Here is a 13,887-nt window from a genome sequence, read left to right as displayed (position 1 = left end):
TACTCTTGTTTGTGTCCTCGCCGTTTTGTGTCACCCCCACCGGGGGGGGGGGGGCCCCCCCCCCCCCCCCCCCCCCCCGCGTCGATGTTCAGGCTCGCATGGCCACGGCGAGGGTCAGACTCGCATGATCGCCATGGCGACGGTCAGGCTCGCATGACCGTCGCGATCGGGATCCCGGCCGCCCGGATCGCCGGGACGAAACCGCCCAGCACACCCGCGACCAGACCGGCGATCACCCCGGCCACCCCGGCTTCCCAGGGGAACTCCACACCCTGGAGGAACGGCTGCGAATCGCCGGCCAGCGTGACCAACGCCTTCAGGGCCGCCGCGCTCGCCCCGATCGCCAGCGCGGCCGTGAGCAGACCGGTGATCAGCGTCTCGGCCAGCACGATGCCGGCCAACAGGGCCCGGGGCGTGCCGACCGCCCGACGCAGCGCGAACTCCTCCACCCGCTCGCCGACCGTGGCCAGGCCGACGTTGAGGATGCCGGCGACACCGATCAGCAGGACCAGGCCGGCCATCGCCAGGAAGATCCACCGCATCAGGGCCAGCTCGCTCTCCTGCTCCTCACGGGAGTTGACGATGTGGACGTACGGCTCGATGTTGACGGCCTTGAGCTTGCTCGTCAGCACCTGCTCGACGGGCGTCCCGGAGGACATCAGCACCCGCACCTCACCCATGTTCGGGTCGACGAGCTTGCCGGCCGGCACCCACTGGGTCAACTCGTCCAGCCGCACATAGGCCCGAGGCGAGGCGTCGCCGTCGTCGACCACGCCGACGAACTGCGGGGTCATGTTGGCCGACGCCCCGGGCACCCGCATCTCGGCGGGCACCTTGTAGCGGTCGAAGCCCTTCGCCGCCTCCTTGTTAAGGACCAGCCGCGGGGCCATCATCGGCACCGACGTGAAGTCCAGCCACTGACCGGCCTGCGGACGGTACGGCCGGAACTGCCGTACGTCGCCGGTGAGCGCGGTGAGCCGAAGCTCGATGGCCTGACCCTGCGGGCCGAGTTCCGCCGGTGTCTGCTCCCGGCAGTTGCCCTGCTCGTCGCAGATCATCGGCGAGCCGCCCCAGCTGTCGTCGAAGGATCCGCCACCCTGATTGACCGGCCGCACCCCGGGCTCACCGATGATCGCCTGCATGCCGGTCATGGCCACCGCGTCAGACCGGCCGGCGACAGTGTCCAGAACGATCGGCTCGACCTTCGGCGACGAGCCGCCCATCTCCATCACCACGGTGCCGTCGAAGCCGTCGTAGAGTTCCATGTCGGCGAGAACGGCCCGTTCGGCGATGCTCGCGCCGGCCTGCACCACGACCACGGCGAGCACACCGAGGAAGAGGCTCACCATCGACAGCAGCGTGCGCAGCTTGCGGGACCGGATGCCCTGCAGGCCGATGATCAGGGCGGACCGAAGCCGCCCGGAGAACCGGATCATGCTGTGCCTCCGACCGCGACCTGTTCGGTGAGCACGCCCGCGTCCAGGTGCAGGACGCGGCCCATCCGTGCGGCGTGATCACGGTCGTGGGTGACCAGGATCAGCGCGCAGCCGTGAGCGGTGACGCCCAGCAGGGCGTCGATCACCAGGGCGCCGGTCTCGGTGTCCAGGGCGCCGGTCGGCTCGTCGGCGAGCAGGATCTTCGGCTCCCGGACCAGGGCCCGGGCGATCGCCACCCGCTGCTGCTCACCACCGGACATCCGGGCCGGCCGGTTCTTCGCCAGGTGGGCGATGCCGACCTGCTCCAGGGCCTGCATGACCCTGGCCCGGCGCTCCCGGCGAGGCAGCCAGCCCTGGCCGTTGACCAGGGCCATCGCCACGTTCTGCGCCGCCGTCAGGTGCTTGAGCAGAAAGAACCGCTGGAACACGAAACCGAAGTGGGAGCTGCGCAGCTTCGCCGCCCGGCGCTCCGGCAGCCGGCTGATGTCGTTCCCGGAGAGCAGGTACGTGCCCTGGTCCGGACGGTCGAACAGGCCCAGCACGCTGAGCAGCGTGCTCTTGCCGGAACCCGAGCGGCCGACGATGGCGATGCTCTCGCCGGGGAACACCTCCAGGCCGACCCCGTCGAGAATGGTCCGGGGCTGCTCCTGCCCCTTGAGGACCTTGGTGATCCCGGAGAGCTGGATCAGGGCGGTCACCCGGTCACCTCGGTCGGCGCCGCGGTGGGCAGGTTCGGGCCGGGGACCGCGACGGTCTCGTTGCCGGTGAGACCCTTCTTGACCTCCACGACCTTGCCGTCGGAGATGCCCAGCACCACGTCGATCGTCTTGCGCTGCCGCTCCTCGCCGACGACCAGGTCGACCTTGCCCTTGCCCTGCAGGCCGGCGACCGCCTCGACCGGCAGCACCAGGACGTTCTCGGCCCGGCCGGTGACCACGTCGAGGGTCACCTCGGCGCCGTTGATCAGCTTGACCTTCTCCGGGGCGACGCAGACCAGCCGCAGCCCGGTCGGCTCGGAACCGTCGGGCGCGGTCGCCGGCGCCTTGTTCTCGGCGGGCGGTGCGGCGGCCGAGGCGTTGGCGTTCGGGGCGGGGCTCGCGGGGGCCTCAGGCTCGGGGAACGTGCCCGCCGGCAGTGCCGCGATGGTGCCGACCGGCTCGCAGTCGAACGGACCCGGACCGTTCTTGATCTGTGCCTTGATCGACTCGACGGACCCGGAGATCCGGTACGCCTGGGCGCTGTCGATCTCGGCCACGATGCCGTAACCGATGTGCTTGGCGGACACCACCGGCATGCCCTTGGCCACCGGAGTGCGGTCGTTCATCAGCCGCCCGGCCATCACGGCGCCGGTCGGGACGTACACCCGGCGGGGGACGCTGTCCTCCCAGACGGTCGCCACCCAGGTGTCCCGGCTGACCGGCACGGTGGTGGGCTGGCGCTCGGTGAAGCGCAGTTCGCCCTCGGCCGGCGAGACGATCCCGAAGGTCGGGTTGATGCTGACCTTCCCGGTCAGGCTGATCTGGTTGGTCAGGTCCTGCCGGGCCGGCTGCACGGTGGTGAGCACGGTGCCTCTCGTCTCGAGGCCCGGAGTCTGCGCCGGTTCATCGCCCGACGTACAGCCACTCAGGACCATCGCGACGGCCGCGGCAGCCGTCACACCCATACGTCTCTTCACCGGATCCCCCTGAATTCGCGGACATACCGGCATCGACGGTGGTGCTTGCGGGCCGGCGCGGCAGAACGGTACCGGATGGTCGCAACCCTCTCGTCAACCCCTCACAGGAAAGGGGGACAGAGGGGCGGGCGGGTTCAGTCCTCCGGGTAGCCGTGGGCCACGAGCGCGGCCATCAGTCGCGCGTTCCAGGCGGTCTCGTCGGTGTCGTGCCACTGGTGGCCGCTGGGGCACTGCCAGTTCGGCGGCCGCGTGGGCATCAGGCAGCCGCCGAGGGCGAGCTCGCCGCTGCGCGCGGCGGCGCGAGCCTCCGGGACCGGCAGCCCGAAGATCAGCGGCACGCCGGCCGACCCGCAGTCGGGACACGAACAGATCATCCTCCGCACGGTACCCCTCAGCGGCGTTCTGACACCCCGAGCCGGTGAGCGCCACGTCAGAGGAGACGGGTGACCAGGATCCGGCCGCCCTCGAAGACGCCACCGTCGATGGCCAGCACCCGGCCACCGGCGTACCGGTGCGGTGTCCTCGCCTGCTCGGGGGTCAGGCCGAAGCAGCCGATCAGCGTGCTGTGACCGTGAACGATCAGCGAGCCGCCGAACGCGGCGAGGAGCCCGCCGGCCACGGCGGGGGAGTGCAACTCGCCGCGCCCGCTGAGACGGCCGCAGAAGGTGAGCCATTCACCCGGGTCGTCGTCGGCGAGATAACCGGCGGCGGCCTTGTTGACGGCGTCGACGCTGCCGCCGAGCTCCAGATAGCGAGTGCTGTCGCAGTGCTGCAGCAGGTGCCCGTCGACCAGCGCGATCGCCGGAAGCGCGTGCAGCCAGGCGAGATGGTCCTCGGTCAGGCGGCGCAGGTCGCGTTCCCGGCCGCCGTAGTTGCGCCACGCGCCGTAGTACCCGCCCTCCTGGGACTCCCAGCCGGGGATCGGTGCGGTGCCGAACCGGTGCGCGGCCAGCAGGTGGGCCTCGTGGTTGCCGAGCAGGCCGGCCACCTCGCCGCCGGCGGCCGCCGCCTGACCGGTGAGGTGACGGAGGTCGTCGACCACACCGATCCCGTCCGGCCCGCGGTCGAAGTAGTCGCCGAGCACCCACAGCCGGGCGTCGGCGCCGGACCAGTCCCCGGCGGAGTCGATCAGTCCCGCGTCGCGCAGGGCGTCGCGGAACTCGGCGCGATGGCCGTGCATGTCGCTGGCGGCGAAGAGGGGGCGCACGGCCGGGGACTATAGCGATCGATTGTGTCGATCGTGTTGACCTTCACGACGCCAGGACCGGGTCGTCCAGCAGGGCCGCGATCTCGGAGGCCGGGACCGGGCGGGCGAAGTAGAAGCCCTGGGCGTACCGGTAACCGAGCGCGTGCAGCCGCTCGGCCTGGTCGCGGGTCTCCACACCCTCGGCGACCGCCCGCAGGCCCATCGTGCTCGCGATGGTGCTCAGCGACGACGCGATGGCCTCCTGCTCGGCGGTGCCGTTGAGGTCGTCGATGAACGACTTGTCGACCTTGAGCGTGGTGACCGGGCAGGTCCGCAGCAGGGTCAGCGAGCTGTGCCCGGTGCCGAAGTCGTCCAGGGCCAGGCCGACACCCAGCTCGCGCAGTTCGCGGACGGTCTCCAGGGCCGCGCCGCCGGCGAAGACGGCGGTCTCGGTGATCTCGATGGTGATCCGGTCCGGGGTGAGCCCGTGCCGGTGCAGCGCGTCGGCGACCATTCCCGGCAGATCCGGGTCGAGAAGCTGCCGTGCCGAGACGTTGATGTTGACCCGCGGACCGGCCGAGCCGTGGTCCCGCTGCCACAGCGCCGCGTCGGCGCAGGCGGCGTCCATGATCCACGCACCCAGGTCCAGGATCAGGCCGCTGTGCTCGGCGACCGGGATGAACTCGGCCGGGGAGATCACCGGCCCGCCGGTGGGGTGCCAGCGGACCAGCGCCTCGACTCCGCTGACCGTGCCCGCCGGCAGTTCCACGATGGGCTGGTAGAGCAGGCGGAACTCGCCCAGCTCCAGGCCGCGGCGCAGAGCGGCGGCGAGCTCAGCGTGGTGCTGGGCGGTGGCGTCGAGGGCGCTGGTGTGCTCACGGCCGCGGTCGCCGCCGGTGTACTTCGCGGCCTGGAGGGCGACCTCGGCGCGGCGCAGCAGATCGGTCACCGCCTCCCCGGAGCCGGCCGCCACCCCGGCGGTCACGGTGACCAGCAGGTCGCGGGCGTCCACCCGCAGCGGGATGCGGAACGCGCCGACCAGCGTCTCGGCGAGACCGGTGTCGACGCCCGGGACCAGGACGCCGAACTCGTCGCCGAGCAGCCGCGCCACCACCGCGTCGGCGCCGGCGACCGCGGCGACCCGTTCGGCGGCGGCACGCAGCAGCGCGTCCCCGGCGTCGTCACCGAGCCGGTCGTTGAGCGCGGCGAACCCGTCGAGGTCGCAGACCGCGACCGTGGTCGGCCCGGTGCGCCGGGCCAGGGCGCCGGTGAACAGACGCCGGTTCGGCAGCCCGGTGAGGTCGTCGTGATGGGCCTGGTCGTCCAGCCGGTCGAGCAGCTCGGCGTTGTCGAGCAGCGCGGCGAGCTGCCGGGTCACCACGAGGACGGTGAGGAGCACCGAGCCACCGGCCAGGCCGGGCGTCAGGAATCCGGACCGCACCGTCACGGTGATCATCATGGTGGCGGTGACCGCCACGGCGCAGTACGGCACCAGGCTGATCCGCCGCCAGGCCCGGCCCCGGTCGACCGCCCCGGTGAGGGGTTCGGCTCGCGGCGTGAGATCCGGCGGAGTCAGGTTGGCGCGGGTCTGCAGCCAGGCGGCGAGGCCGAGGAGCAGGCCCATCACCGGCATGACGACGACCGTGCCGCCCAGGTGCGGCCACTGGTGCAGGATCGGGGAGATCATCCAGGAGACCGGGGCCATCAGGCCGACCGGAGCGAGAGCCCAGAGGGCGCCGGCCGGGACCGGGCCGGCGCCGGTCACCCCGACCTTGATCACGGCGATCAGGGCGGCGCACGCGATGCCGAGCACGACCAGCAGCATCGCCGCGGTCTTGCCGTGGCCCGCGCCGGGCACCGAGTCGTTCCAGAGGATGTGACTGACCACGAGCGCCGCGGCCACCGACACGATGGCGGTGTCCAGCACCGTCGCCAGGGTGGCACGCCACGCGCGCCGCTTCCCGGGCAGCCGCAGCATCGCCACCACGGTGAGTGTGACCGCGGTCAGATAACAGATGGTGGTCACCAGGCTGAGCGCCGCGGCCGGACCGTTGATCACGACCTGCAGGAACCGGCCGGCGGCACCGGCGGTCAGCACGGTGTTGGCCACGGCGAGACGCGTCCAGAAGACGCGGACCGGACCGTGCCCGGTCGCCGCGGCGATCCGGCAGCCCAGCACGATGGTTCCGGCCGCGCCGACCGCCGCCGGCCAGAGCAGCCAGGGCGGGAGAGGCCGGTGCAGGCCGGCCACACCCAGGCCGGCGGCGAGCACCAGCCAGCCCGCGGCCAGAGCGAGCACCGCGGTGGCCGAGCGGATCGATGGTCTCGTCACGAGCCGTTCGATCGGCAGGCCCCGGCGTCGAGTTGAGTCAATCGGTGGTCAGCAAACCTTTCTGCACCTTGCCCATCGCGTTGCGGGGCAGACTGTCCACCAGGTGCACCACCCGCGGACGCTTGTGCACGGCGAGGCGCCCCGCCACGAAGTCGATCAGCTCGGCCGCCCCGACCGGGTCGGCCACCACGAACGCGGTGATCTGCTCGCCCAGGTCGGGATGCGGCACACCGACCACGGCGGCCTCGTGCACGGCCGGGTGCCGCAGCAGGGTGTCCTCCACCTCGCCGGCGCCGACCCGGTAGCCGCCCGTCTTGATCAGGTCGGTGGACGCCCGGCCGACGATGCGGTGCCAGCCGCCGGGGTCGACGGTGGCCACGTCACCGGTCGGGAACCAGCCGTCGACCAGATCGGGGGGCCGCACGTCGCCGCCGTGCAGGTAGCCGTCGAGCAGGGTCGGTCCCTTGACCTGCAGATGGCCGATGGTCTCGCCGTCAGTGGGCAGGACCGCCCCGGCCTCGTCGACCAGCCGGGTGGTGATGCCCGGCAGAGGCGTGCCGACGTGGCCGGGGCGGCGTTCGCCGTCGGCCCGCGCGCTCACCGTGATCAGGGTCTCGGTCATGCCGTAGCGCTCGACCGGGGACTGGCCGGTGAGCGCGGCCAGCGCGTCGAAGACCGGGACCGGCAGCGGGGCGCTGCCGGAGACGAGCAGGCGGGCCGGGGCGAGAGCGCGGGCGGCGGCCGGGTCGGCGGCGATCCGCGACCAGACCGTGGGGACACCGAAATACATGGTGCCGGGCGTCGACGCGTACGCCGCGGGGGTGGGTTTGACGGTGTGCGCGAGCCCGGAGCCGAGCCGCAGCGGGCCGAGGACGCCGAGGACCAGACCGTGCACGTGGTGCAGCGGGAGGCCGTGGACCAGGGTGTCCTCAGCGGTCCACTGCCAGGCCCCGGCGAGGGCGTCGAGACCGGCGGCGATCGCGGCCCGGGAGATCACCACGCCTTTGGGTGGTCCGGTCGTTCCGCTGGTGTAGAGGACCAGGGCGGCGGTCGAGGGCGCCGGCTCCGCGGGAACGGTCGCGGCGGAGGCCGCGGCGAGGCCGGCCGGCAGCAGCGTCGCACCGGAGTCCCGGAGGATGTGTTCGCGCTCGGAGACGCCGGCGTCCGGTGGCACCGGCACGATCGGGACCCCGGCCAGCAGCGCCCCGGTCACCGTCACGATCGTCGACAGAGCCGGCACCGCCTCCACGGCCACGATCGGGGCGCCGGCGATCGAGGCCGCCACCCCGGCGGCCCGGCCGAGCAGCTCATGCCGGGACAGCGACCCGTGCGGGGTGACCACCACCCCGGCCCGGTCGGCGGATTCGTGCAGCGAGGCGAGTAGACGCATGAACGGATCCTACGAAAGGACGACCGCCCGCCCCCTTGCCGCGCTTGGCGTCCGATCATGCCCATTGCTGGCGCGCGAAACGCCTGCCTACCGTCGGATCTCCTGGTGAGAGGGGGCCGAGATGACCGATCTGGCCCGGTGGCGGGACCTGGTCCGGCTGGCCCGCGGGTACCGCCGCCCGATCCTCGGCGCCGCCGCCCTCAGCCTGCTCGGCACCCTGCTGGCGCTGACCCAGCCGCTGCTCGCCCGCGAGGCGGTCGACGGCGCCGCCGCCGGGTCCCTGCCGTGGCCGGTGATCGGCGCGCTGACCGGACTGTTCGCCGCTCAGGCGTCAGCCCTGGCCCTGGCCCGTTACGTGCAGGCGCACACCGGCGAGAAGATGACCCGCGACCTGCGCCGCACCGTCACCGTCCATCTGCTGCGCGTCCGGCTGTCCGCGCTGGACGACGGCCGGATCGGGGACCTGATCGCCCGCGCCTGCGGAGACACCGCCGCGGTCAAGACGCTGATCGCGCAAAGCCTCGGCACCGGTGTGGCCGGCGTGGCCGGGCTGGCCGCCGCGATCGTGCTGTTGGGCTGGCTCGACCCGTGGCTGCTGGCCGCGGTGGTGGTCCTGTTCGGAGGCTCGTTCGGGGCCCTGCTCGCGGTGGTGCGGCGGGTACGGATCGCGTCGCGTGCCGCCCAGACCGCCGAAGGCCTGCTCGCCGCCGACCTGGAACGGGCTCTCGGCGGCATCCGGGTGGTGCGGGCCTGCCGCGCCGAGCGTCTGGAGGCGGAACGGCTCGACACCTCCGCCGGCCGGGCCTACCTGGCGAACCTGCGGATGGCCGGGATGGTCGCGCTCAGCGGCCCGGCCAACGACCTGGCGGTCAGCGGCGCGTTCCTGACGGTCCTGCTCGTCGGGGCGACCCGGGTGTCGTCCGGCGCGATGACCCTCGGCGAACTGGTCGCGTTCACCCTGGCGATGACCTACCTGGCCGCTCCGGTCTACGAGATCTTCCAGGCGGTCAGCGCGGTCCAGCAGGGTTCCGGGGCGCTGCACCGGATCAACGAGGTGCTGGCCCTGCCGATCGAGCGGGACCGGCCGGTCGCCGTGGCCCCGGTGCGCGGCGCCACCCGCCGGACCGTTCCGGTCCTGGAGTTCCGCGACGTCTGGTTCGGTTACGAGCCCGGCCGCCCGGTGCTGCGCGGCGTCGGTTTCGCGGTCCCGGCCCGCGGCCAGATCGCCCTGGTCGGCCCGTCCGGTGCCGGCAAGTCGACGATCTTCGCGCTGGCCGAGCGGTTCTACGAGCCGGATCGCGGATCGGTGCTCCTGCACGGCCGGAACGCGGCCGTCACCTCCTACGCCCGGCACCGTGCCGCCGTCGGCCTCGTCGAGCAGGACTGCCCGCTGCTCGCCGGAACGCTGCGCGAGAACCTCCTCTACGGCGCCGGCCCGGTCAGCGCCGGCGAACTCCGCCGGGTCCTGGCGATGACCGGCCTCACCACGATGGTCGCCGGGCTGCCGGACGGCCTCGACACCCCCGTCGGCGACCACGGCCGCCGCCTCTCCGGCGGCCAGCGCCAGCGCGTCGCCATCGCCCGCTGCCTGCTGTCGCGCCCCGACCTGATCCTGCTCGACGAACCCACCGCCCACCTCGACCCGGACAGCGAACTCGCCCTCGCCGCCACCCTCCACGAGGTCTCGTCGGTCTGCGCGCTGGTCGTCATCGCGCACCGCTTCTCCACCGTCCGCTCCGCCGGGCGCGTCCTGGTCGTCGACGGCGGCGCGGTCACCGCCGACGGCGGCCACGACGATCTGGTGCGGTCCAGCCCCTTCTACCGGCGGCTCGCCTTTGCCGGTACGGGTGAGGCCGCCCCACCGAACCATCCCGTCCCGGACTCCCCCGCGACGTGGGCGCCACTTCCGGCCGCCCGGCGCCTCTCGGGCTGAGTCCGCTGTCCACCGTGGGCCCCGGACTCCACCCGAAAGTCGCGGGGGAGTCCGGGACGGGATGGTTCGGTGGGGGCTCATGCGGCGTACCCCGCAAAAGGTTTCCGCCGGCCGGCGCAGCGCCAGCGGGCGGCGGTGACGTCCCACCAGCAGCGTCCGCACGCCGGATGGGCGCCGGAGTCCGGGACGGCCTCGGTGAAGGCCTCCTCGGCGACCCACCCGGCGTAGTCGTCCACGCCCATCGCGGCGATCAGCGCCTCGGTCTGGGTGGCCTGGGCGGCGAGGGCGCGGACCTTGCGGGCGAGGGTGTCCTCGTCGAGGGTGAGGCGCAGAGCCAGCGACGGCTCCGGACGGGTGACCGGGAAGCCGGGCAGGAACACGTCGAAGCGCTCGTTGACAGCGCGCCAGCGGTTCGCCCACTCCGGGGTGACCGCGGTCTGCAGCAGGCGGGTTCCGGCGGGGGCGGCCCAGTCGACGGCGGCGGCGGTCCAGCGGGCCACCGTGCGGTGGTCGGGGTGTCCGGTGTTGCCGTCCGGGCCGAACGTGACGACGGTGTCCGGCCGGATCTCGTCGATCAGGTCGCCGAGGCGGGCGATCGCCCCAGACGGTGGCACGGCGGCGCAGCGACCGTCCTGGTAGCCGAGCCAGTGGTGCTCGCCGACGCCGAGGATGTCCAGGCAGTCGCGCAGTTCGGCGGTGCGGCGGACGGCGAGCCGGCCGGGCGGCCAGCGTCGTGGGTCGCCGGTGCCGTGCTCGCCGCGGGTGGCGGTGACGCAGACGACACGGGAGCCGGCGTCGCGGGCCAGGGTCATCAGGCCGCCGGACAGGTACGCCTCGTCGTCCGGATGCGCCCAGACCCCGAGGATCGTGCCGAGCGCGGCGACATCGGTCTTCCTGGTGAGTGTCAGCATGTCGCCGACGATGCGCCGGCCCGCTTGCCCGGCGCTTGCCGCGCGCCTGCCGGGTCAGCCGGGGAAGGTGGCCAGTTCCTTGACGGCGGCGGCGAGGCGCAGGTCGCGGCCGGAGTGGATGAGCTCGCGGCAGTCGTGGTCGCCGGCGGTGGCGAGGCGGCGGATGTCGTGGATGGCGGCGCTGATCCGGTCACGGACCTCGCGGACCATGTCGGTGGTGGTGCCGCGCCAGCCGTACGCGTCGAGCAGCATGCGCAGGCGCCGCGGCCGGTCGGCGAGACCGGCCCACTCGTCGTCGTGGGAGGTGAGCGGCACCCAGGCGAAGGCGGCGAAGGCGAGGTCGGCGTCGCGGGTGACCGGCCCGGCGAAGTCCCAGCCGACGAAGCCGGTGAGGCGCCGCCCGGCGCGGGTGGCGTTGTAGGGCGCCGCGTCGTTGTGCCCGATGATGAGGCCGGGTTCCCAGGCGCCGCCCTTGCGCCAGACCGCGCCGGCGGGCGGGACGAAATCGGCGACGGCCTCGTGGTATTCGCGCAGCCATTGGGCGACCTGCCAGAGGGTGTCGTCCTCGCGGCTCCACTCGGGCCAGGACGGTGCGGCGCCGGTCACATCGCCGTCGACCGGGGGGGCGCCGTCGAAGCCTGCGCTCTCCAGGTGCCGCAGCAGCGCCCGGACAGCGGGGGCCCAGGGTTCCTCCACCGGTACGCCGAGTAACTCCGCGTCGATATTCATGATCAACCTCCGGGGGTGGACGATAGCCCGGAGATCATCGATCACGCATGGGCCGGGTGTCCGCCCGGATGTTGCCGAGTGATGGAACCCATGCAGGTCACGCCCCGTGGACCGATCGGCCCACGAGACATGACCCACACTGGGCGGCTCAGGCGAAGGTCTCGCCCGCCGAGGCCTTGGCGACCAGCAGCGGCGGCGGGGTGAACCGGTCGCCGTAGCGCTCGGCCAGTTCGCGGGCGCGAGCCACGAAACCGGGCAGGCCGCCGTCGTACTGGTTGATGTACTGCAGCACGCCACCGGTCCAGCCGGGGTAGCCGATCCCGAGGATGGAGCCGATGTTCGCCTCCGCGACCGAGCCCAGCACGCCCTCGTCCAGGCACTTCACGCTCTCGATCGCCTCGATGAAGAGCATCCGCTCCTTGAGGTCCTCGAAACTGATCGCCACGTCCGGCTTGGCGAACGCGGACAGGCCCGGCCAGAGCCCGGTGCGCTTGCCGTCGGCGTACTCGTAGAAGCCCGCGCCGCCGGAGCGGCCCGGCCGCCCGAACTCGTCGATCATCCGGTCGATGATCTCCTCGGCCGGATGCGACTCCCACGTCTGGCCGGCGGCCGTCGCGGCGGCCCGGTACTGGTTGCGGATCTTGCGAGGCAGGGTGAGGGTCAGCTCGTCCATCAGTTGGAGCACCGGGGCGGGATAGCCGGCCTGGCTGCTGGCCTGTTCGATGCTGACGGGGGAGACGCCCTCGGCGAGCATCGTGAGGCCCTCGTTGGTGAAGGTGCCGATCACCCGGCTGGTGAAGAAGCCGCGGCTGTCGTTGACCACGATCGGCGTCTTGCGCAGCCGGCGGACGACGTCGAGCGCCCGCCGCACGGCCTGTTCGCCGGTCTTCTCGCCCTTGATCACCTCGACCAGCGGCATCTTGTCGACCGGGGAGAAGAAGTGCAGCCCGATGAAGTCGGCTTGGCGGCTGACGCCGTCGGCGAGCAGCGTGATCGGCAGCGTCGAGGTGTTGGAGCAGAGCAGAGCGTCCGGCGCGACCACGCCCTCGATCTCGGCGAACACCTCGTGCTTGAGCGCCGGGTCCTCGAAGACGGCCTCGATCACCAGGTCGGCGCCGGCCAGGTCGGCGATCCGGTCGGTGGCGGTGATCAGGTCGAGCAGGGCCCGGCCCTTCTCCTCCGAGATCCTCCCGCGGCCGACGTCCTTGGCGACGAGCTTCTCCGAGTACGCCTTGCCGCGCTGCGCGCCCTCGAGGGACACGTCGCGCAGCACCACCGGCAGGCCGGCGCGGGCGGTGACGTACGCGATGGCGGCCCCCATCATGCCGGCCCCGAGCACGGCCACCTTGGTGATCGGCGGCACCTCGCCGATGTCACGCTGGCTGACCTCGTTGAGGTCGAAGAAGAACGCCTTGATCATGCTCTTGGCGACCGGGCCGGTGACCAGCTCGACGAAGTACCGCGTCTCGATCGTGAACGCGGTGTCCACGTCGACCTGGATGCCCTCGACGGCGGCGGCCAGGATGTTGCGCGGCGCCGGGTAGTTCGCCCCCTTGAGCTGCTTGCGCAGGTTGGCCGGGAAGGCCGGCAACTGCATGGCCAGAGCCGGGGTGGACGGGGTGCCGCCGGGGACCTTGTAGCCCTTGACGTCCCACGGCTGGGCGGCGTCCGGGTGGGCCGCGATCCACTCGCGGGCCGCGGTGATCAGCTGCTCCGGGGTGTCGACGACCTCGTCGATCAGGCCGAGCTCCTTCGCCTTGGCCAGCCGGTGCCGGGTGCCCTTGAGCAGCACCTGGGTCAGGGCGGTGACCAGCCCGAGCAGCCGCACGGTGCGGACCACGCCGCCGCCGGCCGGCAGCAGGCCCAGGGTGACCTCGGGCAGGCCGATCTCCAGCCGGGGGTCGTTGAGCGCGATCCGCCGGTGGGTGGCCAGCGCCAGTTCCAGTCCGCCGCCGAGGGCCGAGCCGTTGATCGCGGCGACGACCGGCCGGCCGAGGGTCTCCAGCCGGCGCAACTGGCCCTTGACCTTGGTGGACTGGTCGAACACGTCCTGCGCGCGGTCGGCCGGTACGGACCCGAGCTGGTCCAGGTCGCCGCCGGCGAACCAGGACTTCTTCGCCGAGGTGATGATCACGCCGGTGATCTGGTCCCGCTCGGCCTCGAGGCGGCTGACGGTCGCCTCCATGCTGGCCACGTAGGCGGCGTTCATGGTGTTGGCGCCGCGGCTCGGGTCGTCGAGGGTGAGCACGACGATGCCGTCGTCACCGCGGTCGTAACGGATGGTTTCAGTCACGG

General features: G+C 72.8%; 11 protein-coding genes. 1 reads left to right on the top strand and 10 read right to left on the bottom strand.

Annotation, left to right across the window (positions count from 1 at the left end):
* Positions 1–143: 143 nt before the first annotated feature.
* The 7 genes from QLQ12_RS38170 to QLQ12_RS38140 all read right to left on the bottom strand — a co-directional run bounded on the left by QLQ12_RS38170 (position 144) and on the right by QLQ12_RS38140 (position 8,019).
* Positions 144–1,436 (bottom strand): ABC transporter permease, encoded by a 1,293-nt coding sequence (locus tag QLQ12_RS38170; RefSeq protein WP_282765814.1) that lies wholly within the window; start codon positions 1,434–1,436, stop codon positions 144–146.
* Positions 1,433–2,134, bottom strand: coding sequence for an ABC transporter ATP-binding protein (locus tag QLQ12_RS38165; RefSeq protein WP_282765813.1), 702 nt, complete (start codon positions 2,132–2,134; stop codon positions 1,433–1,435). Before QLQ12_RS38165 ends, QLQ12_RS38170 begins: the two co-directional genes overlap by 4 nt.
* The gene (locus QLQ12_RS38160) at positions 2,131–3,000 is read right to left on the bottom strand and encodes an efflux RND transporter periplasmic adaptor subunit (protein ID WP_282765812.1); all 870 of its coding nucleotides are present in this window, start codon (positions 2,998–3,000) and stop codon (positions 2,131–2,133) included. Before QLQ12_RS38160 ends, QLQ12_RS38165 begins: the two co-directional genes overlap by 4 nt.
* Before the next feature lie 245 nt (positions 3,001–3,245).
* Positions 3,246–3,485 (bottom strand): hypothetical protein, encoded by a 240-nt coding sequence (locus QLQ12_RS38155; protein WP_282765811.1) that lies wholly within the window; start codon positions 3,483–3,485, stop codon positions 3,246–3,248.
* A gap of 56 nt (positions 3,486–3,541) precedes the next feature.
* Positions 3,542–4,318: a metallophosphoesterase gene (locus tag QLQ12_RS38150; protein WP_282765810.1), complete on the bottom strand. Its 777-nt coding sequence runs from the start codon at positions 4,316–4,318 to the stop codon at positions 3,542–3,544.
* Between the two features lie 43 nt (positions 4,319–4,361).
* On the bottom strand, positions 4,362–6,629 hold the full coding sequence (locus QLQ12_RS38145) for a putative bifunctional diguanylate cyclase/phosphodiesterase (RefSeq protein WP_282765809.1): 2,268 nt from the start codon (positions 6,627–6,629) through the stop codon (positions 4,362–4,364).
* Between the two features lie 37 nt (positions 6,630–6,666).
* On the bottom strand, positions 6,667–8,019 hold the full coding sequence (locus QLQ12_RS38140) for an AMP-binding protein (protein WP_282765807.1): 1,353 nt from the start codon (positions 8,017–8,019) through the stop codon (positions 6,667–6,669).
* A gap of 121 nt (positions 8,020–8,140) precedes the next feature.
* On the opposite strand from QLQ12_RS38140, the gene QLQ12_RS38135 reads away from it, so the two are divergent.
* A complete protein-coding gene (locus QLQ12_RS38135) occupies positions 8,141–9,952 on the top strand; it encodes an ABC transporter ATP-binding protein (RefSeq protein WP_282765806.1) in 1,812 nt (603 codons plus the stop codon).
* 77 nt (positions 9,953–10,029) lie between these two features.
* Here the strand turns inward: QLQ12_RS38135 and QLQ12_RS38130 are convergent, their stop codons facing one another.
* The 3 genes from QLQ12_RS38130 to QLQ12_RS38120 form a co-directional block, all read right to left on the bottom strand.
* Positions 10,030–10,863 (bottom strand): PIG-L deacetylase family protein, encoded by an 834-nt coding sequence (locus tag QLQ12_RS38130; RefSeq protein ID WP_282765804.1) that lies wholly within the window; start codon positions 10,861–10,863, stop codon positions 10,030–10,032.
* A 54-nt stretch (positions 10,864–10,917) separates the two neighbouring features.
* Positions 10,918–11,592, bottom strand: a complete 675-nt coding sequence (locus QLQ12_RS38125; RefSeq protein ID WP_282765803.1) for an aminoglycoside phosphotransferase family protein — start codon at positions 11,590–11,592, stop codon at positions 10,918–10,920.
* A gap of 148 nt (positions 11,593–11,740) precedes the next feature.
* Positions 11,741–13,885 carry a 3-hydroxyacyl-CoA dehydrogenase NAD-binding domain-containing protein gene (locus tag QLQ12_RS38120; protein WP_282765802.1) on the bottom strand — a complete coding sequence of 715 codons (2,145 nt, stop codon included), beginning with the start codon at positions 13,883–13,885 and terminating at the stop codon, positions 11,741–11,743.
* Positions 13,886–13,887: the final 2 nt, after the last annotated feature.

This window comes from Actinoplanes sandaracinus, from assembly GCF_030009775.1.
Classification (GTDB): Bacteria; Actinomycetota; Actinomycetes; order Mycobacteriales; family Micromonosporaceae; genus Actinoplanes; species Actinoplanes sandaracinus.
This window is presented reverse-complemented; position numbering and strand designations above follow the sequence as displayed.

What these genes read in the sequence shown, in the direction of transcription:
- QLQ12_RS38130 (WP_282765804.1), bottom strand. Translation starts at nt 10,863, where the DNA reads ATGCTGACACTCACCAGGAAGACCGATGTCGCCGCGCTCGGCACGATC.
- QLQ12_RS38140 (WP_282765807.1), bottom strand. Translation starts at nt 8,019, where the DNA reads ATGCGTCTACTCGCCTCGCTGCACGAATCCGCCGACCGGGCCGGGGTG.
- QLQ12_RS38125 (WP_282765803.1), bottom strand. Translation starts at nt 11,592, where the DNA reads ATGAATATCGACGCGGAGTTACTCGGCGTACCGGTGGAGGAACCCTGG.
- QLQ12_RS38135 (WP_282765806.1), top strand. Translation starts at nt 8,141, where the DNA reads ATGACCGATCTGGCCCGGTGGCGGGACCTGGTCCGGCTGGCCCGCGGG.
- QLQ12_RS38170 (WP_282765814.1), bottom strand. Translation starts at nt 1,436, where the DNA reads ATGATCCGGTTCTCCGGGCGGCTTCGGTCCGCCCTGATCATCGGCCTG.
- QLQ12_RS38155 (WP_282765811.1), bottom strand. Translation starts at nt 3,485, where the DNA reads ATGATCTGTTCGTGTCCCGACTGCGGGTCGGCCGGCGTGCCGCTGATC.